Raw genomic sequence first — 24,507 nt, 5'->3', positions numbered from 1 at the left:
ACGGACGCCACGCAAAGGTGCGTTTACGACATGGCGGGAAATGGCATGCCGAACACGCCCCCCGAACCAGCGGGAATCCCCTGTGGGAGCGGGCTTGCTCGCGAAGGCGGTGTGTCAGGCAGCATCTATGTCTGCTGATACACCGCCTTCGCGAGCAAGCCCGCTCCCACAGGGGTTATGCGGCGATCTGGCGGACGAGTAACAGAAGCAGGAAATGCAGCGGATAGAGCGCATACGCCCAGCGCCGCATGGGTGGAGGATTGATGCGTCGCGCATGTCGCAACAAGAACAACCCGAGCCATGGCGCGATCAGACAAGTGGCAATGCCTGGGATCGCCGCACTGTTACCCAACCGGGCGGAGTAATACAGCACCTCCCACTGATTGGCGGCCAGACAGATCAACCCCGGCAACAGGCTGAAATACCAGGGCCGCTTGACCACCAGCAACATCGCCAGCGGCAACAACACACCAAAAACGCCGAACATCAGGTATTCCGTGAACACCGCTGCCAGCAATAAGGCAGCAACCGCAAGCAGGCGCGATGGCAGCGTCTTTTGTTGCCAGCCACGCGCGACCAACAGCCCAAGCGTCAGCGTAGGCAGCACGTTCAAGGTGTCGGGATCGGGGATGAACATCCTGTAAGGGATTTCGCTGATAGCACTAAACAGAATCAACCAGCCCAGATACCGCCATTGATGTGTGACTTGTCGTGAACGCGACAGGTTCGCCGCCATTGCCAGACAAAACCACGGAAACGCCAGTCGTCCGGGCACATACAGCAGATCGAGGGAATAACCGACATATCGCAGGTGATCGAGCACCATGCTCAACAGCGCCAGCCACTTGAGCAGATCCAGTGCCCCATCCCGTTGAGTCATGTGCATAATCGCCCGTCGTCTTTGTATTTTTCTGTCAGACGCATCCTGTGTGCTCGCCGGATGATCTTCGGTAAAGTGCGCACCATCATTGACCACGAGACGCTTCACCATAAGCGTCCCGACCACGGAAAGCAGGGCCATGACCGATAAGAGCCAACAATTCGCCAGCGACAACTATTCCGGTATCTGCCCTGAAGCCTGGGCGGCGATGGAACAGGCCAACCACGGCCACCAGCGCGCCTACGGCGACGATGAATGGACCGCTCGCGCGTCCGATGATTTCCGCAAACTGTTCGAAACCGACTGCGAAGTATTCTTCGCCTTCAACGGCACCGCCGCCAACTCCCTGGCCTTGTCGTCGCTGTGCCAGAGTTACCACAGCGTGATCTGCTCGGAAACCGCCCACGTCGAAACCGACGAATGCGGCGCGCCGGAATTCTTTTCCAACGGCTCCAAGCTGCTGGTCGCCCGCACCGAGAACGGCAAGCTGACCCCGGAATCGATCCGCGAAGTGGCCCTCAAGCGCCAGGACATTCACTACCCGAAACCGCGCGTCGTGACCCTGACCCAGGCCACCGAAGTCGGCAGCGTCTACACCCCGGAAGAAATCCGCGCCATCAGCGCCACCTGCAAAGAACTCGGCCTGAACCTGCACATGGACGGCGCGCGCTTCTCCAACGCCTGCGCATTCCTCGGCTGCACGCCGGCCGACCTGACCTGGAAGGCCGGCGTTGACGTGCTGTGCTTCGGCGGCACGAAAAACGGCATGGCAGTGGGTGAAGCGATTCTGTTCTTCAACCACAAACTGGCCGAAGACTTCGACTACCGCTGCAAACAGGCCGGGCAACTGGCCTCGAAAATGCGCTTCCTCTCGGCGCCGTGGGTCGGGATTCTGGAAAACGATGCCTGGCTCAAATATGCCCGTCACGCCAACCATTGTGCGCAACTGCTGGCGGAACTGGTCAGCGATATCCAGGGCGTGGAGCTGATGTTCCCGGTGCAGGCCAACGGCGTGTTCCTGCAACTCTCGGAACCGGCCATCGCCGCACTGACCGCCAAGGGCTGGCGCTTCTACACCTTCATCGGCAACGGCGGCGCACGTTTCATGTGCTCCTGGGACACCGAGGAAGAGCGCGTACGTGAATTGGCAGCGGATATTCGCGAAGTGATGTCCCGCTAACAACACAAACCCCGTAGGAGCCAGCTTGCTGGCGATCGCTGCAACGCGCCGTGCCTGACACACCGCCATCGCTAGCAAGCCAGCTCCTACACACTCGCGCCCCGCCTCCCATCCCGCGTACGACACAAACCCTGTAGGAGCCGGCTTGCTGGCGATCGCCGCAACGCGGTACACCCGACACACCGCCATCGCCAGCAAGTCAGCTCCTACAAATCCCCGCCCCGCCTCCCATTCTGTGTACGACACAAAACCTGTAGGAGCCAGCCTGCTGGCGATCCAGACGACGCGGTGTGCCTGACACACCGCCATCGCCAGCAAGATGCACCACGCATGTTGGTCTACATTGAAGCGCTCAGATAACAATAATCAGGAGCGCACGCATGTCCCTTCAAGGCAAAACCCTGTTCATCACCGGCGCCAGCCGCGGGATTGGTCGTGAGATCGCGCTGCGGGCCGCGCGCGATGGGGCCAACATCGTGATTGCAGCCAAAAGTGCCGAGCCGCACGCCAAATTGCCGGGCACGATTTTCAGCGTCGCAAAGGAAGTCGAAGCAGCCGGCGGCAAGGCACTGGCCCTGCAGGTGGACGTTCGAGATGAAGTCGCGGTGCGTGAGGCACTGGCCCAGGCCAACGAGCATTTCGGCGGCATCGATGCGCTGGTCAACAACGCCGGCGCGATCAAGCTGACCGGGGTTCAGCACATCGAGCTCAAGCGCTTTGACCTGATGCACCAGATCAACACCCGCGCCGTATTGCTGTGCAGCCAGGCAGCCCTGCCTTACCTGAAGAAAAGCAGCGGTCATATCCTCAACCTGTCACCGCCACTGAACCTGGCAACCAAGTGGTTCGCCCAATACAGCCCGTACACCGTGACCAAATACGGCATGAGCATGCTCACGCTGGGCATGAGCGAGGAATTCAAGAATTACGGGATCAGTGTCAACTCGCTGTGGCCGCAGACGATGATCGCCACCGCCGCCATCGAATTTCAATTGGGCTCACGCGAGTCGTTCAAACATGCGCGCACACCGGAAATCATGGCGGATGCCGCTCACGTTATCTTGAGCAGCACCGGACGAAGCCTGACCGGGCGGTTGTTGATTGATGAGGAAATACTGCGGGAAACCGGCGTGACCGAATTCGATCATTACCGCTTTGAGCCCGGCACCAACGACAAGCTGATGCCAGACCTATTCGTCGACTGAGATATCCACAACCTTGTAGGAGCTGTCGAGTGAAACGAGGCGGTGATCTTTTGACTTCAAAAATCAAGGTCAAAAGATCGCCGCCTCGTTTCACTCGACAGCTCCTACAGGTTTATCGTGCGACCATCAATACTCGATGCGAACGTCGCCCTTCGGCACGCTGCAGCACGACAGGATGAACCCTTCGGCTTCGTCTTCCTCGGTGATCCCGCCGTTGTGGTCCATCTCCACTTCGCCGCCAAGCTTGAGCACCTTGCAGGTGCCGCAAATGCCCATGCCGCATGCTTTCGGAATCATCAGGCCGACCTTGGCGGCCGCCGCATGCACGGTCTCGCCCGGTGCCACGCGGATGCTCTTGCCCGAGGCGGTGAATTCCACCTCATGCAAATCAGCCGCATCGATTTCCGGCGCGTCAGCGGCCTGCTCAGCATTCTCCACGGCATCGGCGATCGCCTCTGGCGGCGTGGCGCCGAATGATTCCTCGTGGTAGTGCTTCATATTGAAGCCGGCGTTTTCCAGCAGGCGCTTGACCGCGTTCATGTAAGGCGTCGGGCCGCAGCAGAACACTTCGCGCTCAAGGAAGTCCGGGACCATCAGTTCCAGCATCTTGTGGTTCAGATAACCGCGATAACCGGCCCATGGCTCACCGAAACCATGTTTTTCACAGATCAGGTGCAGGCTGAAATTTTCGATCCGCGCCGCCATGTGTTCCAGCTCGCGGTGATAAATGATGTCTTTCGGCGAGCGGGCGCTGTGGATAAACGCCATGTCGACATTGCCGTTGGTATCGAAGAACCAGCGGGCCATGGACATGCACGGCGTGATACCCACGCCGCCACTGAGGTACAGCACTTTCGGGTTCGGGAAGTCGATCGCGTTAAACAGCCCGACCGGGCCGTGCACCGCCAGTTCGTAGCCCTCATGCAGGGTGTCGTGCAGCCAGTTCGAGACCTTGCCGCCCGGCACGCGCTTGATCGTGACCGAAAAGCTGTACGGCACCGACGGCGAGCTGGAAATGGTGTACGAACGCATGATCTGCTGGCCATCGATTTCCAGCTCCAGGGTGACGAATTGCCCCGGCTTGAAGAAGAACATGATCGGCTGGTCGGCCATAAAGCAGAAGGTGCGCACATCCCAGGTTTCCTGGATGACTTTGACGCAACGGACGATGTGTCGGCCATTGGCCCAGGTCTGGGTGGTTACCGGATTCAGGAAGCTGTTGGACATGCTGTTCTCCACCGCCGATGGTCGGCCTTATGTTGACGATTCTGCGTATAGCGCAGATCACCCATTTACCTATCTGCGACATTCACATACTTATCGCGACCAGCCCCCAACTGCCGGGGGTTACGCGTCGGGAACAGATTGGGCCATGTCGCCCATGGATAAGGTTCCGGGCAACGCCGGCCCCACACTCGCCCCATACCAAGACATAACCTTTACACCTTGCGTAGCAAACCTGATTAGCCACTTTCGCCGGCCACACAGAATGGCCTTGAGGATTAAATGATGGACGTCACTACTACCCTGAGCCTGGGCGATCCACTGGAACCCGCACGCAAGGCCACCGCGCAGATGCTGCAAGAACGCGAGCGCACCTTCTCGCTGCCGCAGCCGTTTTACTCTGACGAGCGGCTGTTTGATATCGACATGCAGGAGATCTTCCAGAAAGAGTGGTTGATCGCCGGCATGACCTGCGAAATCCCGACCAAGGGCAACTACCTGACCCTGCAAGTCGGCAAGAACCCGATCATCGTGATTCGCGGCGCCGAAGGCGTGGTTCACGCCTTCCACAACGTCTGCCGTCACCGCGGTTCGCGGCTGTGCACCAGTGAAAAAGGCAAAGTCGCCAAGCTGGTCTGCCACTACCACCAGTGGACCTACGAGCTGGACGGCCGCCTGCTGTTCGCCGGCACCGAGATGGGCGCCGATTTCGACATGAAGCAGTACGGCCTCAAACCGGTGAACGTGAAGACCGCCGGCGGCTATATCTTCATCAGCCTGTCGGAGAATCCGCCGGCCATCGATGACTTCCTGTCGACGCTGAACCATTACATGGAACCGTACGACATGGAAAACACCAAGGTGGCGGTGCAAACCACCTTGATGGAAAAGGCCAACTGGAAACTGGTGCTGGAAAACAACCGCGAGTGCTACCACTGCAACGCGTCGCACCCGGAACTGCTGAAAACCCTGCTGGAATGGGACGACGTCACCGACCCGCGCGCCGACCAGGCGTTCAAGGACCACGTCGCCGCTTCCGCCGCTGCCTGGGAAGCCGAGAAGATTCCTTACGCCCACGCCAGCTTCGGCCTGCGTAACCGCATCGTGCGCATGCCGCTGCTCAAGGGCACCGTGTCGATGACCATGGACGGCAAACAGGGCTGCGCCAAACTCATGGGCCGCATCAAGAACCCGGACCTGGGCTCGATGCGCATCCTGCACCTGCCGCACTCGTGGAACCACTGCATGGGCGACCACATCATCGTCTTCACCGTGTGGCCGATCAGCGCGCAGGAAACCATGGTCACCACCAAGTGGATCGTGCACAAGGACGCGGTCGAAGGTGTCGACTACGACGTGGAGCGCATGCGCCAGGTCTGGGATGCCACCAACGACCAGGACCGTCGCCTGGCTGAAGAAAACCAGCGCGGCATCAACTCAACCGCGTACCAGCCTGGGCCTTACTCCAAGACCTATGAGTTTGGTGTGGTGAACTTTGTGGATTGGTACAGCGAGCGTCTGCTGAACAACCTTGGTGCTGAGCCTGCGCCTTACCTCAAAGGGGTTCCGGTTCAGGGTTAAAGATCAAAAGCAAAAGCTTCGTCGGAACGCCGCCCGGAGCAAGCCCGCTCCCACACTTGACCGTGTTGTCCACAAGACTTGTGCACTACGCAGATCCAATGTGGGAGCGGGCTTGCTCGCGAAGGCGTCCTAATGGTCACCGCCTTTCTTTCTCCCATACCCTCCCCTCCATAGATCTGTACGAAATATGATCTATTGCGTTCAGCGCTATGCCGTTCGTGGCTTCCAGCCTTCCGCAAACAAGTTATCCACACCTCCACCCACAGCTAATGGGGACAAGTGTGCGATGCCCCCAAACTTTCTCCACAGAAACCGAAGAAAATCCGTGACTTATCCAGAAGCAGGGTTTTGAACAGCGATTGATTGTTTTTTGACCTGACACCTGAAAGCCACGCAGTACGTGGCCTGTAGCGGATGGCGAACACCTTATCCACAGAAGCGCCAACAGACTTTGGGGGCAACTCCGCAGCCTCTGTGGAAAACCGCCGAAAGCTACGATAAATCAGGGTTTACGCGAGGTTCTCCGCTCCAGATCGACAAATTGATCATTTTTCAATCACACAGCGAACAGGTCCGGTTTATATGGCCTGTAGCGGACAGCGAACATCTTATCCACAGAAGCGCCAACAGAGATTGGGGGCAAGTATTGGCGAACGAACAGACTTATCCTCTGGAAAAAGCCCTAAAAAACCGCAACTTAGGCTGGTTGTTTTTTGTACGAAGGCTTGCAGGGCTTGATTTGTATGGCGTGTAGCGATGGGCGAACACGTTATCCACAGAAGCGCTAACAGGGATTGTGGGTAACCGTGATCAAACCCTGTTGAAACAGGACAAGCCCGAAGCAATATCCAGATTCAACTCGTAATCATTGAATGCACGCCATCCGAGCAAAATCGACGGCACGTACTGCCCAAGCAGCATCGACGGCGGGATCGTAAAGTCCGGGTAGTACTTGTAGGCGATCAGACGGGTACGCCCGGACAAGCTCAACTCGCCCTTGAAGATCTGGTGGTGCGGCTTATCGATGACATGAACAGGTGAAGCGCCGGGCGAGGCGGATGTCAGGTAATCCACATTGCCGGTGTCGATAATTGCCACGGTCGCACGCCGATCCAGCCGCGCAGCAAGGGTCAATCGTTGATTGATGTCGATACGGACGAAGGTGACCGGCGAATCACATCGTGTGGGCGCCGCAGCGTTGATCTCCAGCGTCTTTTTCGTAATGTTCAATCGTCCCAGCTTACCGATCAGGTCGAGCCCCAATAAGTTATCCCGATCACTGACAAACACCAGGACGTTCCTGAACTCGCTTGCACCGATCTTCAGGGATTCAAGGATTCCGAGTTTGGCCGCCAGGTCCCGCTCGCCGTAGAAGGTGCTGTAGCCGTAATCAGAGTCGGTCAGCAGCTTGATGCCCATCTGCTTCGCGGTTTCGCTGTTGACCCGGGTTTGCGGGGCGCCCGTATCAAGAATGAACCGCGCCGAAACTCCGTTGGCGGCTTTGACATCGAGGTACGGCAGCACCTCATTCGTCTCGTGGCCATCATTCGGGGAAGGATGAATCGGCAGCACTTCGCGTCGCGGTGATCTTGTCAGTGAGAAATCGGCGACCTGCCGCAAGGTCGCGATCGATTCGCTGCCGAACATGGAGAACAACTGTTGGAGTTCAGGGTCATTGGCGATGGCTTGAGCATGGCGCCGCTTGATTGCCAGGTAGTAATCGGGCAGCTGATTGGCGGCCTTGGTCTCGAACATTCTGGCGAGAACGGTGACTGAACAATTGAGGTTTTTATCAGGCGCCAACACATGATCGCAATGTCGCTTCATTTGCGCCAGGGAGGCATGCCGCCCCTGCGCAGAGTCGATCCATTGATAGAAATCCGGATCGCCCTGGCGGGTTTCAGCGGCCGCAGCCATCACAACCAGCATCACGCCACAGATCAGACATGTCTCACGCCGACTGACCGTGCTCATCGGCAACCCATTCCTGAAAACGAGTTTTATGAATCAGCGCTGCTGCCGCCTCGGGCCGCTCATTAAGAAATGTAGCTCACTAGGGCCACTGCATGAGGTAAGCGTCGCCGGTCACCCGAATCATCGGGTGTGGCGTGATCTGGCAGGTATCGACGATGCGGAAACCATGCCGCTCATAGAAACGACGGGCGCCGGTGTTGACGGCGTAGTCGATCAGGCTCAAGCCCTTGAGCCCCAACTGGCTGGCACGTTCGTGAGCGTGGGCCAGGAACTGCTTGCCAAGGCCCAGGTTGCGCCAGCCTTGATGTAGCGCGAGGCTGGAGATGTAGAGCGTGTCGGGGATTTCCATGTCGGCATACGGCGCCAGCACCGGGTCGGTGGTGGGTTCGGCCAGCGGATCGTGGCGCATCACGTAGCTGTGCATCATGCCGATGACGTGGCCGTCGGCCTCGGCGATGAGGCAGTTCTGGTAGGAGAAATCCACGTCGTCACGGGCGTAACGCAGGGCGCCGACGTCCAACAGATCCTGGCCGGGTTCGGCGAGTTGGCTCCAGATGTAATCCGAAGCGCCCTCTGAGGAAATCTGGAACAAACGGGCAATTTCCCGCGCGTCGCTGCGCAAGGCCGAACGAAATTCAACGGTCATTACTTTTTTCCCTTGTGGGAGCGAGCCTGCTCGCGATAGCGGTGGATCAGTCGCCGATGATGTTGACTGACCCACCGCTATCGCCGGCAAGCCGGTCTCGCTCCCACATTTTAGATCTGTGCTGAGTGTTGGTTAGCGGACCACGCCTTCTTCGATCAGCAATTTGAGAATCGCTTCGGCACCCGCTTGCGCCGTGACGCCTTTGAGCACCTGCCCGCCGCCGCCACTGGCTTTGGCCGTCGCCGCTTTCATCCGGTCCGCGCCGCTTTTGGCTTTGATCACTTTCAAGCGTTTAGGCCGAGGTTTGGCCGGTTGCAGCGTCGATACGGCCAGCAACTCATCATCGATCACTTCGACTTCATCCGCCTGCAACACACCACGCCGGGCCGGGCCGTACGCGCTCTGACGAGGCTTCGGCGCCGCGTTATCCACAGTCGCCAGGAACGGCAGCCGCACCTTCAAACGACGGCGCTGACCACGGGGCAACGCTTGAAGGACAAGCGCCGAACTGCCATCGATGGACTCCACCTGAGCCAGCCCGACCACCAGCGGCCAGCCGAGGTTTTCCGCCAGCAGGAACGGCAGCATGCCCGAGCCTTCGCCGGTTTCTGCCTGGCTGCCAGTCAGCACGACTTGTGCTCCGGCATCGCGCAAATAGGCGGTCAACGCCGGCAAGGCATCGGCGCCAGCTGGTTGCTCCAGCACGTGCAGTTGTTCCAGGCCCATGCCCAGATAGGCGCGCAGCGCAGGCTCCGCGACGTCGCCGGCATGCAGCACTTGCAGGTTATCCCCAGCCAGTTGCAGACCCAGTTCCACAGCCCGCGCATCCTGCTCCGCGCGACGTGGCCGGCCGGAGGTCGGGTGGGCGCCGATGGACACCAGGCTGATGATTTTCGTGCTCATAACCCTTTCCTTCCCTTAAGCCGCATCGCGCTTGGCGTCGTCGCGATAAGCCGCTATCGCATCGATCAAGGCTTGAAGAATCTCGGCGCTCTCGCCGATCACCGACAGGTCGGCCCGTTTGATCATGTCGCAACCTGGGTCAAGGTTGATCGCCACCACCTTGTCGCAGGCACCGATGCCTTGCAGGTGCTGGATCGCCCCGGAAATCCCCACCGCCACGTAGACCCTCGCGGTGACCCACGTACCGGACGCGCCGACCTGACGGTCACGGGCCATGAAGCCATCGTCCACCGCCACACGGGATGCGCCTTCGGTGGCGCCGAGCGCTTCGGCAGTCCTGTGGAAAAGTCCCCAGTCCTTGACGCCGTTGCCGCCGGAGAAGATGAACTCGGCTTCGGCCATCGGAATGGCTGCCGGGTCCACGGCCACAGCGCCCAGATCCTCGATCCGCGACAGACTGCGCGCCACGGTTGTGGATAACTCCACCGGCAAGGCTTCATGACGGGTTTCGCTGACCGGCTCGGCGCATTCGGCGGCGGCCAGAATCAAGCGTGCGACCGGACGCGCGAGGTCTTGCAACCCGGCGCCAGCGCGGCCGATGCATTCCTGATCCTTGACCTGCCAGACCCGCGTGGCCGGGCGTTCGCCCAGTGCAGCGGCAAAGCGCCGACCGAGTTCGCCGCCACCGCTGCGGCTGTCCGGCAGCAGCCAGTGACGCGGGCTGAACTGGTTATCCACAGCCCGCAGGCCCTGGACACGTTGCTCCGGTGCATAACCGTTGAATTCGTCGCCTTCGAGCACCAGCAAGCGATCGACGCCGGCGGTGGCAAAGGCGTTTTCCTTGTGTTCGCCGAAGACCACGGCCAACACCGCGCCGTCCTTGCCCGCCAACTGGTGCGCCAGGCCGAGCAAGTCCTTGTCGTGGCTGCTCAAGCGGCCGCCGACCATGTCCGGCACCACGCTGATGTAATACGCAGGTGCTGGCACTTGATGCAGCGGCAATTGCACTTCAACAGCGGCCGAGCGTTTGGTTGCCCCGCCTTGCTGCGCGCCGCTGCGGTCGATGCGCTTGATGCCATTGGGACCGATAAAACCGATGCCATGCGGGTTCTTGCGGATGATGCCGTTCGGCCCCATCCAGCTGTGTTGCGCCGGCTGCATGGCCGCGTGCAGCGGGTGCAGACGGTTACGGGCAATCCATTCGGCGCGGGGGTCGCGGCGGATAATGTCGCTCATCAGTGGGCCTCCGCAGGTTCACGTTGGGCCGGTGTGGACGGTTTGCTTGGCGCTGCGTCTTCAAGCAGTGCGTCCGCCACCAGCTCGGCGATGTCCTTGATCAACGGCCGTGGTTCGACCACGCCTTCGAGCATCGCGGTGCATTGTGGACAACCCACGGCCACCAGTTCGGCGCCGGTTTCGCGGATGTCTTCCATGCGCATGTCGGGGATCCGCTGCTTGCCCGGAATGTCGGTGATCGGCGCGCCGCCACCGCCGCCGCAGCAGCGTGAACGGAAACCGGAGCGTTGCATCTCTTTCACTTCAATCCCGAGGGCGCGCAGCACTTCTCGCGGCGCCTCGTATTCGCCGTTGTAGCGACCGAGGTAGCACGGGTCGTGATAGGTCACGCTGCTGCCTTTGTGCTGGCCGAGATTGAGCGCGCCGGCGTCGATGATTTCGGCCATGTAGGTGCTGTGGTGCTGCACCAGGTAGTTGCCATCGAAGGCGCCGTATTCGTTTTTCAGCACGTGGAAGCTGTGCGGGTCGCAGGTGACGATGCGGTTGAAACTGTACTTGGCCAAGGTCTGGATGTTGCGTTTGGCCAGCAACTGGAAGGTCGCTTCATCGCCCAGACGTCGGGCTACGTCACCGCTGTCGCGTTCTTCGAGGCCGAGTACCGCGAAGTCGACCTTGGCCGCTTTCAGCACTTTGACGAAGGCACGCAGGGTGCGCTGGTTGCGCATGTCGAAGGCGCCGTCGCCGACCCAGAACAGCACGTCGGTGGATTTCTTCTCGCTGAGCAGATTGAGGTTCAAATCCGCTGCCCAGTTCATCCGGCCACCCGGTGCGAAACCGCCAGGGTTGTCGGTGGCAATCAGGTTTTCCAGGACTTCGGCGCCCTTGTTCGGGGTCGCGCCTTTTTCCAGGGTCAGATGGCGACGCATGTCGACGATGGCATCGACGTGCTCGATCATCATCGGACATTCCTCGACGCAGGCACGGCAGGTGGTGCAGGACCACAGCGTTTCGGCGTCCACCAGACCGTTGACGATCGGTTGATGCGGGTTGCCCGCGTGTTCGCCGATGGCTTTGCCCGGATAGGGGCTGCCGGCGAACTTGGCATCGGTGCCGCCGGCAAGGCCGACGACCATGTCCTGAATCAGCTTTTTCGGGTTCAGCGGCTGGCCGGCGGCGAACGCCGGGCACGCGGCTTCACATTTACCGCATTGCACGCAGGCGTCGAAACCGAGCAGTTGGTTCCAGGTGAAATCCTTGGGTTTTTCCACGCCCAGCGGTGCGCTTGGATCGTTCAGGTCGAGCGGTTTCAAACCGGTGGAACGACCACCGCCAAAACGTTCGGCGCGACGGTGCCAGGCCAGGTGCAGGGCACCGGCGAAGGCGTGCTTCATCGGCCCGCCCCAGGTCATGCCGAAGAACAATTCCGAAACGCCCCACAGCACGCCGATCCCGAGGATCGCTGCCACCACCCAACCGCCAAAATTCTCCGGAAGGATGCCGGCGACCGGCAGAGTCAACAGGAAGAAGCTCGCCGAGAACGCCAACAAGCTTTTCGGCAGGCGCATCCACGGCCCTTTGGACAGGCGAGCCGGCGGGTTGCGACGACGCAGGTACACAAAGATCGCACCGACGAACATCACCACTGTCATCAACAACAGCGCGTAACCGAGGATGCGGTTATGCAGGCCGAAACCGTGCACCAGAATCGCCAGCACGATGGACGCCACCGCACCACCGGCCGTGGCCACGTGGGTGTTGGCGATGTATTTGTCCCGCGCGACAACATGGTGCAAATCGACCATGTAGCGCTTGGGCATGGCGAACAGGCCACCGATCAGGTCGACCTTGGAGGCTCGGCCCCGGCGCCACATAGCCACCCGCCGCAACGCGCCGAGGACAGCAAGGCCCAGGGCAGCGAACAACAGGATTGGAAGAAGGGTGTTCAACATGGTGGAGCTCCCAAAGACCGCAGGGTCTTGCAGGCCAAACTACCTGGATGCCTTGCCCGATTCCTGTAGGAGCGAGGCTTGCCCGCGAATGCGATGGGTCAGCCGACAACAATGTTGAATGTCAGGACGCCTTCGCGGGCAAGCCTCGCTCCTACAGGGTTATCCACAAGCTCTTAGAAATCCTTGCACAGCCGCAGCGCGTCGTAGATCGCCGCGTGCACGTTACGCTGGGCCACGCAATCGCCGATGCGGAACAGCAGGTAGCCGTCACCGCTCTGCTCAAGGCATGGCTGCGGCTTGATCGCGAACAAGGCTTCGACGTCGATCTGGCCTTTGTTACGCGAGCCGTCCTTCAGCGCGTAGTAGATTTCTTCGTCCGGGCGCACGCCGTTTTCCACGACCACCTGGTCGACCACCCGCTCCTCTTTGGCGCCGGTGTATTCGTTTTCCAGCACCGCCACCAGCTTGTCGCCTTCGCGGTAGACCTTCTCCAGCATCATGTCCCCGGTCATGATCACTTCTTTCGGGTACATGCTGCGGTAGTAAGTCGGGAACGACGTACCGCCAATCGCGACGCCCGGCTTGATATCGTCGGTGACGATCTCGACCTGGCTGCCCTTGTCGGCGAGGAAGTCGGCGGTCGACATCCCGGTGAACTCGCAAATAGTGTCGTAGACCAGCACGTTCTTGCCCGGCGCGACCTTGCCGTCGAGCACGTCCCAGCTGCTGACCACCAGGCCTTCAGCCGCGCCCCAGTGTTCGTTCTGCTCCAGGAACGGATGGCCGCCGACAGCCAGCACCACCACATCCGGACGCAGGTCCATGATGGTCGGTGCATCAGCCGCAGTGCCCAGGCGCAGGTCAACTTTCAACCGTGCCAGTTCCAGCTGATACCAGCGGGTGATACCGGCGATCTGGTCACGCTGCGGCGCTTTCGACGCCGTGGTGATCTGCCCGCCAATGAATTCCTTTTTCTCGAACAGGGTCACGTCGTGGCCACGTTCGGCGGCCACTCGGGCGGCTTCCATCCCGGCAGGACCGGCACCGACCACCACCACCTTGCGTTTCACGCCGGTGGTTTTTTCGATGATGTGCGGCAGGCCCATGTATTCACGGGAGGTCGCCGCGTTCTGGATGCACAACACATCCAGGCCTTGATACTGACGGTCGATGCAGTAGTTCGCGCCGACGCATTGTTTGATCTGGTCGATCTGGCCCATCTTGATCTTGGCGATCAGGTGCGGGTCAGCGATGTGTGCGCGGGTCATGCCGACCATGTCGACGTAACCGCCCTCCAGAATACGGGTCGCCTGGTTCGGGTCCTTGATGTTCTGTGCGTGCAGCACCGGAACCTTGACCACTTCCTTGATGCCGGCCGCCAGGTGCAGGAACGGCTCTGGCGGATAACTCATGTTCGGAATCACGTTGGCCAGGGTGTTGTGGGTGTCGCAACCCGAACCCACGACGCCGAGGAAATCGAGCATGCCGGTGTCGTCGTAATACTTGGCAATCTGCTTCATGTCCTCGTGGGACAGGCCGTCCGGGTGGAATTCGTCACCACAGATACGCATGCCCACGCAGAAATCGTCACCGACCTCGGCGCGCACGGCTTTCAACACTTCCAGACCGAACTTCATGCGGCCTTCGAAGCTGCCGCCCCATTCGTCGGTACGTTTGTTGACCCGCGGGCTCCAGAACTGGTCGATCATGTGCTGGTGCACGGCCGACAGTTCAACGCCGTCCAGGCCACCGGCCTTGGCACGACGGGCCGCTTGGGCGTAGTTGCCGATCACCCGCCAGATCTCTTCCGGCTCGATGGTTTTGCAGGTGGCGCGGTGCACCGGTTCACGGATACCGGACGGCGACATCAGCGTCGGCCAGTTGAAACCGTCCCAGCGCGAGCGCCGGCCCATGTGGGTAATCTGAATCATGATCTTGGCGCCGTGCTTGTGCATGGCGTCGGCCAGATTCTGGAAGTGCGGAATAATGCGGTCGGTGGACAGGTTCACCGAACTCCACCACTCCTGCGGGCTATCGATAGCCACCACGGACGAACCGCCGCAAATCGCCAGGCCGATCCCGCCCTTGGCTTTCTCTTCGTAATACTTGACGTACCGATCGGTGGTCATGCCGCCGTCGGTCGCGTAGACCTCGGCATGCGCGGTGCTGAGCACGCGGTTACGGATGGTCAGTTTGCCGATCTGGATCGGCTGGAACATTGCTTCGAAAGCCATGGCGGGTTCCTCGACTTACAACGGCTTGACGGTGAACAAACCGTCGTCGTGGCCTTCTTCGGAGCCACCGTAGACTTGTTCGGCAACGGTGCAAATCTTGCTGCCGCGGGCTTGCAGAATCTGGTCCATTGCACCGGCAAACCAGCCAGTGAACATGTAGTCGACCTTGCGCCCGACCTTGCCGTACACGTAGACGAAAGCGGAGTGTTCAAGCTTGACGCTGGCGGTGCCTTTGTCGAGGTCGATGTCCTGGATCTTGAACAGGCCCCAGCCGCGTTGCGACAGGCGCTTCATGTAGTGCTCGAACACCGCGACGCCTTCCAGGCCGTGGCATTCAGCTTCTTTTTCACACCAGTGCCAGGCGGACTTGTAGCCGGCCTTGTAGAGAATTTCGGCGTAGGCGTCGGCGCCCAGCACTTCCTCGATGCCCATGTGGTTGTTGACGAAAAAATGACGCGGCACGTACAGCATCGGCAGGGCGTCGGAGGTCCAGACACCGGTTTCGCTGTCGACTTCGATAGGCAATTGCGGGGCGATCTTGGCCATGGAAACTTAACTCCAGAAAAATTTTGGTGTTGCCCCCGGCACGGATGGCCGGGGGAAAGAATTCAGAGGTGCGGCGGCTTATTCGCCCCAGACATCTTTCAAGACGTTGACCCAGTTCTCGCCCATGATCTTGCGGACCACGCGCTCGGAATGGCCGCGCTTGAGCAGGGTTTCGGTCAGGTTCGGGAACTCGCCGACGGTGCGGATGCCCAGCGGGTTGATGATCTTGCCGAAGCTGGTCAGACGGCGGGCGTAGCCCTTGTCATGGGTCAGGTATTCGAAGAAGTCCTGGCCATGGCCCTGGGTGAAGTCGGTGCCGATGCCGATGGCGTCTTCGCCGACGATGTTCATGGTGTATTCGATGGCTTCGGCGTAGTCGTCGATGGTCGAATCGATGCCCTTGGCGAGGAACGGCGCGAACATGGTCACGCCGACGAAACCGCCGTGGTCGGCGATGAACTTCAGTTCTTCATCGGATTTGTTGCGCGGGTGAATTTTCAGTCCCGACGGCAGGCAATGGGAGTAGCAGACCGGTTTCTTCGATTCGAGGATGACTTCTTCGGAAGTCTTGGAACCGACGTGGGACAGGTCGCACATGACCCCGACGCGGTTCATCTCGGCAACGATTTCGCGACCGAAGCCCGACAGGCCGCCATCACGCTCGTAGCAACCGGTACCGACCAGGTTCTGGGTGTTGTAGCACATCTGCACGATACCGACGCCGAGCTGCTTGAACACCTCGACATAGCCGATCTGGTCTTCGAAGGCGTGAGCATTCTGGAAGCCGAACAGGATGCCGGTCTTGCCCTGCTCCTTGGCTTTACGGATGTCGGCGGTGGTGCGAACCGGAATCACCAGGTCGCTGTTCTCGCGGATCAGCTTCTGGCTGGCGGCGATGTTGTTGACGGTGGCCTGAAAGCCCTCCCACACCGACACGGTGCAGTTGGCCGCGGTCAGACCGCCCTTGCGCATGTCTTCAAACAGCTCGCGGTTCCACTTGGCAATAATCAGCCCGTCGATAACGATGCTGTCGGCGTGCAATTCGGCTGGGCTCATCAGGCTGTCCCCTATTAGCGATTCATGCGCCGAATCGTGTGCCGGCGCTTTGGGGCCAGCATATGCCTGAGTACCGGTGCAGCCGGGTGCAAAAACGACAGGGGGTTTGCCGAAAGCGTCAATCTGCGACAAAGGGTCGTCGTTGAACGTCGCGGGCCACCTGTTCAAGGGCTTGCGCATGGGCCAGAATTCGCCGCATTACGGAATTTGGGCCAAAAAAGGGGCTGAGGCGCAATGAAATCGATCTTACTGGCAATGGCACTGATAGCGACCGGCGTACAGGCGGCTGAAGAGTCCGACATCAACCCCTGCGATGCGGTCGAAAACGAAGTCCAGACCCTGGAATGCTCGGTCTACAGCCGAACCACCGCCGAAGACCTGCTCAAAGACAACTACCAGAGCCTGACCGAGCGCATGCAAACGCTCTACGGCAAAAACCCGACACAACTGGCCGACATCACCGCCAAACTCAAAACCGCCCAGCAGCAATGGCTGAAAACCCGGGATGCGGATTGCACAGTTGAAGCGTTTCCGGCGACCAGCGGCAGCAAGGCGTTCACTATTGCGCAGAACGATTGCGTGGCGCGGATGAGTGATGAGCGGTCGGAGTTTTTGGAGTCGATTGGGCAGGAGTGATTAAGAGCTGAGCTTATTGTTTCTACACCCTGCCAACGCGAGCGGTAAGCTGCACACCATAATTTGGTAGAGGGATTCAAATGAAAATCTGCGGCATCGAAATCAAAGGCAGCGAAGCGATCATCGCCGTGGCCTCCCTCGACGATCAGGTACTGAGCCACGTCGCGCTGAACACCAAGAAAATCGCCCTCGACGATGACGACGAAGCCGCCAACGTCAAAGTCTTTGCCGCTCAGGTGGCGTCGTTTGTCCGTGAGAACTCTATCGACCGGATCGCGATCAAGAAGCGCAGCAAGAAAGGCGAATTCGCCGGCGGGCCGACCACGTTCAAGATCGAGGGCGTTTTTCAGTTGCTGGAGAGTTGCGAGGTGATTCTGCTGTCACCGCAGACGATCAATGCGCAGAACAAGAAGTTTGATTTTGAGCTGCCGGGGACGCTGAACAAGTATCAGCATGAGGCTTACAAAGCCGCCTGTTCGGCACTGATGAAAAAGTAAACGCGACACGACCTGTAGGAGCGAGGCTTGCCCGCGAAGGCGGAGTGTCAAACGACGGTGATTTCGATTGAGGCGGCCTCTTCGCGGGCAAGCCTCGCTCCTACAGGATTCGGTTTTTTCCGTTGATAGTGTCAGGCCTTTTGGGTTTGTCGCCGGTCTTCTCGTGGACACCGCTCAAACTTCGCCCGATAACTTCGGGTGAAGTACGACGGCGACTCAAACCCGCACGCAATACTCACTTCCAGCACACTCATATCGGTCTGCCGCAACAACTGCCGCGCCTTCTCCAGCCTTAGCCGCAGGTAGAAATTGCTCGGTGTGTCGTTCAAGTGCAACCGAAACAATCGCTCCAACTGCCGCCGCGTCACCTTGATCGACTCCGCCAGCTCCAGCGTGGTCAGCGGCGGTTCGCTGTGTTGTTCCATCTCGCCGATCACGTGAACGAGCTTCTTGTTGCTGATGCCATAGCGCGTGGCGACTTCCATGCGCTGGTGGTCTTTGCGCGGGCGGATGCGGCCGAGTACGAATTGTTCGCTGACCTGGATCGCCAGTTCCGGGCCGTGGGCCTGGGCGATGAGGTCGAGCATCAGGTCGATGGAGGCGGTGCCGCCAGCCGAGGTAATGCGCCGGCGGTCAATTTCGAACAGCTCCTGAGTGACGCTGAGCTGTGGATAAGACTCCTTGAACGCGTCGATGGCTTCCCAATGCAGTGTCAGGCGGTGCCCATCAAGTAAGCCGGCTTCGGCGAGGACGAAGCTGCCGGTGTCGATAGCGCCGAGGGTCACGCCTTCGTTGTCCAGTCGGCGCAGCCAGTGCTCCAGCGCCGGGGTCGCGAATTTCAGCGGTTCAAAACCGGCGACCACCAACAACGTCGCGCCTTTCTTCAGCGGTTCCAGTGCTGCATCGGCGTTGACCGACATGCCGTTACTGGCCAGCACTGCCCCGCCATCCGCACTCAGCACATGCCAGCGATACAGCTCGCCGCGAAAGCGATTGGCGACCCGCAGCGGCTCGATGGCCGAGATGAAACCGATGGCCGAGAAACCCGGCATCAACATGAAGTAGAAATCCTGGGACATGGAGCGCACTCGATTCGCGGGTAGCGTGTGCTGTTGATACGCCACTTGCGAGCGGCATTCAAGTGGACAGGTCGCTGCAGTGCAAGAGCTGGTCGCCGCAGTGCGTTTTCACCGGGCTTTAGCTGCGTAACTTGGCATCACCGGCGCACAAAGACGACCGGACCCACAATAACGAACTGCCGAGGAAACCTGAGATGAAACGACTGATCAGCAGCTGTGTTCTTGCACTCAGCGGTACCGCTTTCCTGAGCGCCAGCGTCATGGCCGCCGAACCTGCATCGTGCCAGAACGTACGCATGGGCGTCGTGAACTGGACCGACGTGATTGCCACCAGCGCCATGACCCAGGTCTTGCTCGACGGCCTCGGCTACAACACCAAACAAACCAGCGCCTCCCAGCAAATCATTTTCGCCGGGATCCGCGACCAGCGCCTGGACCTGTTCCTGGGCTACTGGAACCCGCTGATGACTCAAACCATCACGCCGTTCGTCGATGGCAAGCAGGTCAAAGTGCTTGAGGCGCCCAGCCTGAAAGACGCCCGCGCCACCCTTGCGGTTCCGACTTACCTCGCTGACAAGGGCCTGAAAACCTTCGCCGACATCGCCAAATTCGAGAAAGAGCTGGGCGGCAAGATCTACGGCATCGAGCCAGGCTCGGGCGCCAACACGCAGATCAAAGAGATGATCGCCAAGAACCAGTTTGGTCTCGGTAAATTCCAGCTGGTCGAGTCCAGCGAAGCCGGAATGCTGTCGGCGGTGACCCGGGCGACCAAACGCAACGAAGCCATCGTGTTCTTCGGCTGGGCGCCGCACCCGATGAACGTCAACGTGAAGATGACTTACCTCACCGGTAGCGACGACGCCCTGGGCCCGAACGAAGGCATGGCGACTGTCTGGACCGTCACTTCGCCGACCTACGCCGAGCAATGCCCGAACATCGGCCGCTTGCTGAGCAACCTGACCTACACCGCCGAAGACGAGAGCCGGATGATGCAGCCGCTGCTGGATCACAAGGACGCCTTCGAATCGGCCAAGCAATGGCTGAAAGATCACCCGCAAGACAAGCAGCGCTGGCTGGAAGGTGTAACCACTTTCGATGGCAAACCAGCGGCTGAAAACCTGCAACTCACCAGCAAGTAACTCTTCAGCAAACAGACCCGAACCACCGATTCGCAGCCCGACCGGGCTGCGAACGGGACCACCACGCCTGCAAGGAACCACCACATGAACCACGACGTCATCATCACCTGCGCACTTACCGGTGCTGGCGACACGACCAGCAAAAGCCCACACGTGCCGGTCACCCCGAAACAAATCGCCGCTGCCGCCGTGGAAGCCGCCAAGGCCGGCGCCACCGTGGTCCACTGCCATGTTCGCAACCCGCAAACCGGCAAATTCAGCCGTGACGTGGCGCTGTACCGCGAAGTCATGGAGCGCATCCGCGAAGCTGACGTCGACATCATCGTCAACCTCACTGCCGGCATGGGCGGCGACCTGGAAATCGGTGCGGGCGAGAACCCGATGGAATTCGGCCCGAACACCGATCTGGTCGGCCCGCTGACCCGTCTGGCCCACGTCGAAGAACTGCTGCCGGAAATCTGCACCCTCGATTGCGGCACCCTGAACTTCGGCGACGGCGACACCATTTACGTCTCCACCCCGGCGCAGCTGCGTGCAGGCGCCAAACGCATTCAAGAGCTGGGCGTAAAAGCCGAGCTGGAAATTTTCGACACCGGTCACCTGTGGTTCGCCAAGCAGATGATCAAGGAAGGCCTGCTCGACGACCCGCTGTTCCAGCTGTGCCTGGGCATCCCGTGGGGCGCACCGGCTGACACCACCACCATGAAAGCCATGGTCGACAACCTGCCGGCAAACGCCGTGTGGGCAGGGTTCGGCATCGGTCGCATGCAAATGCCGATGGCGGCGCAAGCGGTGCTGCTGGGCGGCAACGTGCGGGTTGGCCTGGAAGACAACATCTGGCTGGACAAGGGCGTGTTGGCGACCAACGGCCAACTGGTCGAACGCGCCTCGGAAATCCTCAGCCGCCTCGGCGCCCGGGTTCTGACACCGGCTGAGGGCCGGGCAAAAATGGGCCTGACCAAGCGCGGCTAACCACACCTCACTTGTAGGAGCGAGGCTTGCCCGCGAAGAGGCCGGTACATCCGCCACACTGTCTGCGGCTGAGACACCGCCTTCGCGAGCAAGCTTCGCTCCTACAAAGATCACCGAATTTTTTAGGAAGTTGCCATGAGCTTTATCACCGAAATCAAAACCTTCGCCGCCCTGGGCAGCGGTGTCATCGGCAGCGGCTGGGTGTCCCGCGCCCTCGCCCACGGCCTTGATGTTGTGGCCTGGGACCCGGCGCCCGGCGCTGAAGCCGCACTGCGCAAACGCGTCGCCAATGCCTGGGGCGCACTGGAGAAACAAGGCCTGGCACCCGGTGCATCACAGGATCGGCTGCGCTTCGTCGCAACCATCGAAGAGTGTGTTCGCGACGCCGATTTCATCCAGGAAAGCGCCCCGGAACGCCTGGAGCTGAAGCTGGAACTTCACAGCAAAATCAGCGCCGCAGCCAAACCAAATGCACTGATCGGTTCCAGCACCTCGGGCCTGTTGCCGAGCGAGTTCTACGAGAGCTCGACCCACCCGGAACGCTGCGTCGTCGGTCACCCGTTCAACCCGGTTTACCTGCTGCCATTGGTGGAAGTGGTCGGCGGCAAGAACACTGCGCCGGAAGCAGTACAAGCGGCCATGAAAGTCTACGAATCCTTGGGCATGCGCCCGCTGCACGTGCGCAAGGAAGTGCCAGGATTCATCGCCGACCGTTTGCTCGAAGCGCTGTGGCGTGAGGCCCTGCACCTGGTCAACGACGGTGTGGCGACCACCGGTGAAATCGACGATGCGATTCGCTTTGGTGCGGGTCTGCGCTGGTCGTTCATGGGCACATTTTTGACCTACACCCTGGCGGGCGGCGACGCAGGCATGCGCCATTTCATGGCACAGTTCGGGCCGGCGTTGCAGTTGCCGTGGACGTATCTGCCGGCTCCGGAGCTGACCGACAAGCTGATCGATGATGTGGTGGATGGCACCAGCGATCAGTTGGGCAAACACAGCATTTCGGCGCTGGAGCGCTATCGTGATGACTGCCTGCTGGCGGTGCTGGAGGCGGTGAAGACCACTAAAGAGAAGCACGGGATGGCGTTCGCCGACTAACCCCCACCGCCACTTGTAGGAGCGAGGCTTGCCCGCGAAGAGGCCGGTACATCCGACGGATCTCTTGTGGCAGGAATACCGCCTTCGCGGGCAAGCCTCGCTCCTACAGGTTCTCTGTTATCTCAGGAACTGATCGCATGCCTGCTCTTACGACTTACAGCACCAAAATCATCCCCGACTGGGTCGACTACAACGGCCACCTGCGCGACGCGTTTTACCTGCTGATTTTCAGCTACGCCACCGACGCGCTGATGGACCGGCTGGGCATGGACAGCAACAACCGCGAAGCCAGCGGCAATTCGCTGTTCACCCTCGAACTGCACCTCAATTACCTTCATGAAGTGAAGCTCGACGCCGACGTTGAAGTGCACACCCAGATCATCGCTCATGACAGTAAACGCCTGCACCTCTATCACAGCCTGCACCTGGTCGGTGACGACAAAGAGCTGGCGGGCAACGAGCAGATGTTGCTGCACGTCGACCTCGCCGGTCCCCGCTCCGCGCCGTTCAGCGAAGAAACGCTGGGCAAGCTGCAAGCCATCGTTGCGCAACAAACCGACCTGCCCACCCCTGAGTACATTGGCCGAGTGATCGCTTTACCCCCAAAAAAATAACAAGGAGATCGCCATGAACACCGCCGCCGCTTTTGCTGACTTCCGTACTTATCCGTTGATCAGCGCGCTCAGTGGCGTGCAGGCCCTGGCGGATCGCGTTCTCGTGAAATGGGCCGATGACCGTGTCAGCCCCTTCCATCACCAGTGGTTGCGTGACAACTGCCCTTGCCCGCAGTGCGTCTACACGGTGACCCGTGAGCAAGTGCTGGAAATCGTCGACGTTGCGCATGACCTGATGCCCGCAGAGACAAGTGTCGACCCTGAAGGTTGCCTCTGCATCCAGTGGCAGGATGGTCACCTCAGCCGCTTCGATCCAGGCTGGTTGCGGGCCCACGCCTATGACGACGAGTCCCGCGCCGAACGCCGCGCCGGCAAGCCAAAATCCCGCCTGTGGAAAAGCGACTTGTCGCTGCCGGTGTTCGATTATCAAGCGCTGATGGACGACAACGACGCCTTGTTGCAATGGCTGTTGGCGGTACGCGATATCGGCCTGACGCAAGTGCGCGGCGTGCCCACCGAACCCGGTTCGTTGAAGCTGATCGCCCAGCGGATTTCCTTCATCCGCGAGAGCAATTTCGGTGTGCTGTTCAACGTGCAATCCAAGGCCGATGCCGACAGCAACGCCTACACCGCTTTCAACCTGCCGCTGCACAGCGACTTGCCGACGCGCGAGTTGCAACCGGGGCTGCAATTTCTGCATTGCCTGGTCAATGACGCCGACGGTGGCGAGAGTATTTTCGTCGACGGTTTTGCCATCGCCCAAGCGCTGCGCGAGGAAGATCCCGAATCGTTCAAGGCCCTGTGCGAAATCCCCGTGGAGTTTCGCAACAAGGACCGTCACAGCGACTATCGCTGCCTCGCGCCGATCATCGCCCTGGATGCACTGGGGCAGGTGTCTGAAATTCGTATGGCAAACTTTTTGCGCGGGCCGTTCGATGCCTCGATCGAGGACATGCCCAGGTTGTACCGCGCTTATCGACGGTTTATTGCGATGACTCGCGAGGGGCGGTTCAGGCTGATGCAACGGCTCAACCCCGGGGAGCTGTGGTGCTTCGACAATCGCCGCACGCTGCATGCGCGCAATGCGTTTGATCCCGCCAGTGGTGCCCGGCATTTCCAGGGCTGCTATGTCGATCGGGATGAGTTGTTGTCGCGGATCCTGGTTTTGCAACGCTAGACCGCGTCATCGTTTTTCGCGGGCAAGCCTCGCTCCTACAAGATTAGCGTGGCTTCTGTAGGAGCGAGGCTTGCCCGCGAAGGCGCCAGCACAGACACCCCCTATTCCCCGGATGCACAGGCAAAAAAAACCCCGATCAAGCCGTGACAGGATCGGGGCAGAGGTGGGTACTGTTGAGGAGCCGTTGCGCGAGGGTGACCAAACCTTCGTGAAGCCAGCTGAATCCAGTGTGCCCACTCCTATCCTTCGCGAGTTAGCCGAAAACGACCTGTTCATAGGTATTGCGGCCATTGCGACAAATCGTCCTTGCCGACGCCAACGGCCCCTACGAGAATCGAACCACGACACCGTTCCCTGAAGAAGGATTGCGTCATGATGCACGCCGATTTGATTGACCAGGAAGACCTGTTGGGCCAGCTGAAATCGTTGGGCTTTCAAGTACCGAACGGCTCCACCGCCGAGCAGGCTTGCGAGTGCGCGGTGAGAGGATTGAACAACGAACGGGCGACCGTGCTGCGCACCATGGTCAAGCAGATGTACACCAGCAGCGCGACCATCCTGCCGGCAGTGCGTCAGGCTATCGACAAGCAGCTGCTGCCGGCATTGGCTGAATACCAACAAAGCCACCGCGCCTGACACTTCGGCGGTTTGCTAGAGTGGTGGCTTCCTGACCACCAC

General features: G+C 60.1%; 22 protein-coding genes. 11 read left to right on the top strand and 11 right to left on the bottom strand.

What is annotated here, in order from left to right; all coding sequences use genetic code 11:
• Nucleotides 1-175: 175 nt before the first annotated feature.
• Nucleotides 176-886 carry a TraX family protein gene (locus tag IB245_RS11460; RefSeq protein WP_192227641.1) on the bottom strand — a complete coding sequence of 237 codons (711 nt, stop codon included), beginning with the start codon at nucleotides 884-886 and terminating at the stop codon, nucleotides 176-178.
• A gap of 133 nt (nucleotides 887-1,019) precedes the next feature.
• Between IB245_RS11460 and IB245_RS11455 the strand changes: the two genes are divergently transcribed.
• On the top strand, nucleotides 1,020-2,060 hold the full coding sequence (locus IB245_RS11455; RefSeq protein WP_008035042.1) for a low specificity L-threonine aldolase: 1,041 nt from the start codon (nucleotides 1,020-1,022) through the stop codon (nucleotides 2,058-2,060).
• A gap of 380 nt (nucleotides 2,061-2,440) precedes the next feature.
• Nucleotides 2,441-3,265 (top strand): SDR family oxidoreductase, encoded by an 825-nt coding sequence (locus IB245_RS11450; protein WP_192227595.1) that lies wholly within the window; start codon nucleotides 2,441-2,443, stop codon nucleotides 3,263-3,265.
• A gap of 126 nt (nucleotides 3,266-3,391) precedes the next feature.
• Here the strand turns inward: IB245_RS11450 and gbcB are convergent, their stop codons facing one another.
• Nucleotides 3,392-4,492, bottom strand: coding sequence for a glycine-betaine demethylase subunit GbcB (gbcB, locus tag IB245_RS11445; protein ID WP_192227594.1), 1,101 nt, complete (start codon nucleotides 4,490-4,492; stop codon nucleotides 3,392-3,394).
• Nucleotides 4,493-4,774: 282 nt separating this feature from the next.
• On the opposite strand from gbcB, the gene gbcA reads away from it, so the two are divergent.
• Nucleotides 4,775-6,070, top strand: coding sequence for a glycine-betaine demethylase subunit GbcA (gbcA, locus tag IB245_RS11440; RefSeq protein ID WP_031319164.1), 1,296 nt, complete (start codon nucleotides 4,775-4,777; stop codon nucleotides 6,068-6,070).
• 810 nt (nucleotides 6,071-6,880) lie between these two features.
• Here the strand turns inward: gbcA and IB245_RS11435 are convergent.
• From IB245_RS11435 to IB245_RS11400, 8 genes are all read right to left on the bottom strand, one after another.
• Entirely contained in the window at nucleotides 6,881-8,044 is a 1,164-nt protein-coding gene (locus IB245_RS11435) for a retropepsin-like aspartic protease (protein WP_192227593.1), read from the bottom strand.
• Between the two features lie 79 nt (nucleotides 8,045-8,123).
• Nucleotides 8,124-8,690: a GNAT family N-acetyltransferase gene (locus tag IB245_RS11430; RefSeq protein WP_192227592.1), complete on the bottom strand. Its 567-nt coding sequence runs from the start codon at nucleotides 8,688-8,690 to the stop codon at nucleotides 8,124-8,126.
• A 132-nt stretch (nucleotides 8,691-8,822) separates the two neighbouring features.
• Nucleotides 8,823-9,593 (bottom strand): electron transfer flavoprotein subunit beta, encoded by a 771-nt coding sequence (locus tag IB245_RS11425; protein ID WP_192227591.1) that lies wholly within the window; start codon nucleotides 9,591-9,593, stop codon nucleotides 8,823-8,825.
• 15 nt (nucleotides 9,594-9,608) lie between these two features.
• Entirely contained in the window at nucleotides 9,609-10,829 is a 1,221-nt protein-coding gene (locus IB245_RS11420) for an electron transfer flavoprotein subunit alpha/FixB family protein (RefSeq protein WP_192227590.1), read from the bottom strand.
• A complete protein-coding gene (dgcB, locus tag IB245_RS11415) occupies nucleotides 10,829-12,778 on the bottom strand; it encodes a dimethylglycine demethylation protein DgcB (protein WP_192227589.1) in 1,950 nt (649 codons plus the stop codon). Before dgcB ends, IB245_RS11420 begins: the two co-directional genes overlap by 1 nt.
• 173 nt (nucleotides 12,779-12,951) lie before the next feature.
• The gene (dgcA, locus tag IB245_RS11410; RefSeq protein WP_008033247.1) at nucleotides 12,952-15,012 is read right to left on the bottom strand and encodes a dimethylglycine demethylation protein DgcA; all 2,061 of its coding nucleotides are present in this window, start codon (nucleotides 15,010-15,012) and stop codon (nucleotides 12,952-12,954) included.
• A gap of 15 nt (nucleotides 15,013-15,027) precedes the next feature.
• Complete coding sequence (locus tag IB245_RS11405) at nucleotides 15,028-15,558, bottom strand: DUF5943 domain-containing protein (RefSeq protein WP_192227588.1); 531 nt, start codon at nucleotides 15,556-15,558, stop codon at nucleotides 15,028-15,030.
• A gap of 78 nt (nucleotides 15,559-15,636) precedes the next feature.
• Entirely contained in the window at nucleotides 15,637-16,614 is a 978-nt protein-coding gene (locus tag IB245_RS11400) for a dipeptidase (RefSeq protein WP_008033250.1), read from the bottom strand.
• Between the two features lie 234 nt (nucleotides 16,615-16,848).
• On the opposite strand from IB245_RS11400, the gene IB245_RS11395 reads away from it, so the two are divergent.
• Nucleotides 16,849-17,250 carry a lysozyme inhibitor LprI family protein gene (locus IB245_RS11395; protein WP_192227587.1) on the top strand — a complete coding sequence of 134 codons (402 nt, stop codon included), beginning with the start codon at nucleotides 16,849-16,851 and terminating at the stop codon, nucleotides 17,248-17,250.
• 80 nt (nucleotides 17,251-17,330) lie between these two features.
• The gene (locus tag IB245_RS11390) at nucleotides 17,331-17,747 is read left to right on the top strand and encodes a DUF3010 family protein (RefSeq protein ID WP_008033254.1); all 417 of its coding nucleotides are present in this window, start codon (nucleotides 17,331-17,333) and stop codon (nucleotides 17,745-17,747) included.
• 131 nt (nucleotides 17,748-17,878) lie between these two features.
• On the opposite strand, the gene IB245_RS11385 is transcribed toward IB245_RS11390, so the two are convergent.
• Nucleotides 17,879-18,826, bottom strand: a complete 948-nt coding sequence (locus IB245_RS11385) for a GlxA family transcriptional regulator (protein WP_008033255.1) — start codon at nucleotides 18,824-18,826, stop codon at nucleotides 17,879-17,881.
• A gap of 194 nt (nucleotides 18,827-19,020) precedes the next feature.
• On the opposite strand from IB245_RS11385, the gene IB245_RS11380 reads away from it, so the two are divergent.
• The 6 genes from IB245_RS11380 (at nucleotide 19,021) to IB245_RS11355 (ending at nucleotide 24,465) form a co-directional block, all read left to right on the top strand.
• Nucleotides 19,021-19,965, top strand: a complete 945-nt coding sequence (locus tag IB245_RS11380) for a choline ABC transporter substrate-binding protein (protein WP_008033257.1) — start codon at nucleotides 19,021-19,023, stop codon at nucleotides 19,963-19,965.
• A gap of 84 nt (nucleotides 19,966-20,049) precedes the next feature.
• On the top strand, nucleotides 20,050-20,937 hold the full coding sequence (locus IB245_RS11375; protein WP_008033258.1) for a 3-keto-5-aminohexanoate cleavage protein: 888 nt from the start codon (nucleotides 20,050-20,052) through the stop codon (nucleotides 20,935-20,937).
• A gap of 135 nt (nucleotides 20,938-21,072) precedes the next feature.
• A complete protein-coding gene (locus IB245_RS11370; RefSeq protein ID WP_192227586.1) occupies nucleotides 21,073-22,038 on the top strand; it encodes an L-carnitine dehydrogenase in 966 nt (321 codons plus the stop codon).
• Nucleotides 22,039-22,175: 137 nt separating this feature from the next.
• Nucleotides 22,176-22,652: a thioesterase family protein gene (locus tag IB245_RS11365; protein ID WP_192227585.1), complete on the top strand. Its 477-nt coding sequence runs from the start codon at nucleotides 22,176-22,178 to the stop codon at nucleotides 22,650-22,652.
• Between the two features lie 13 nt (nucleotides 22,653-22,665).
• The gene (locus IB245_RS11360; protein WP_192227584.1) at nucleotides 22,666-23,829 is read left to right on the top strand and encodes a gamma-butyrobetaine dioxygenase; all 1,164 of its coding nucleotides are present in this window, start codon (nucleotides 22,666-22,668) and stop codon (nucleotides 23,827-23,829) included.
• Between the two features lie 372 nt (nucleotides 23,830-24,201).
• Nucleotides 24,202-24,465 carry a hypothetical protein gene (locus tag IB245_RS11355; protein WP_008033263.1) on the top strand — a complete coding sequence of 88 codons (264 nt, stop codon included), beginning with the start codon at nucleotides 24,202-24,204 and terminating at the stop codon, nucleotides 24,463-24,465.
• The last annotated feature ends 42 nt before the right edge of the window (nucleotides 24,466-24,507 follow it).

This window comes from Pseudomonas sp. PDM02 (genome assembly GCF_014852285.1).
GTDB lineage: Bacteria > Pseudomonadota > Gammaproteobacteria > Pseudomonadales > Pseudomonadaceae > Aquipseudomonas > Aquipseudomonas migulae.
This window is presented reverse-complemented; position numbering and strand designations above follow the sequence as displayed.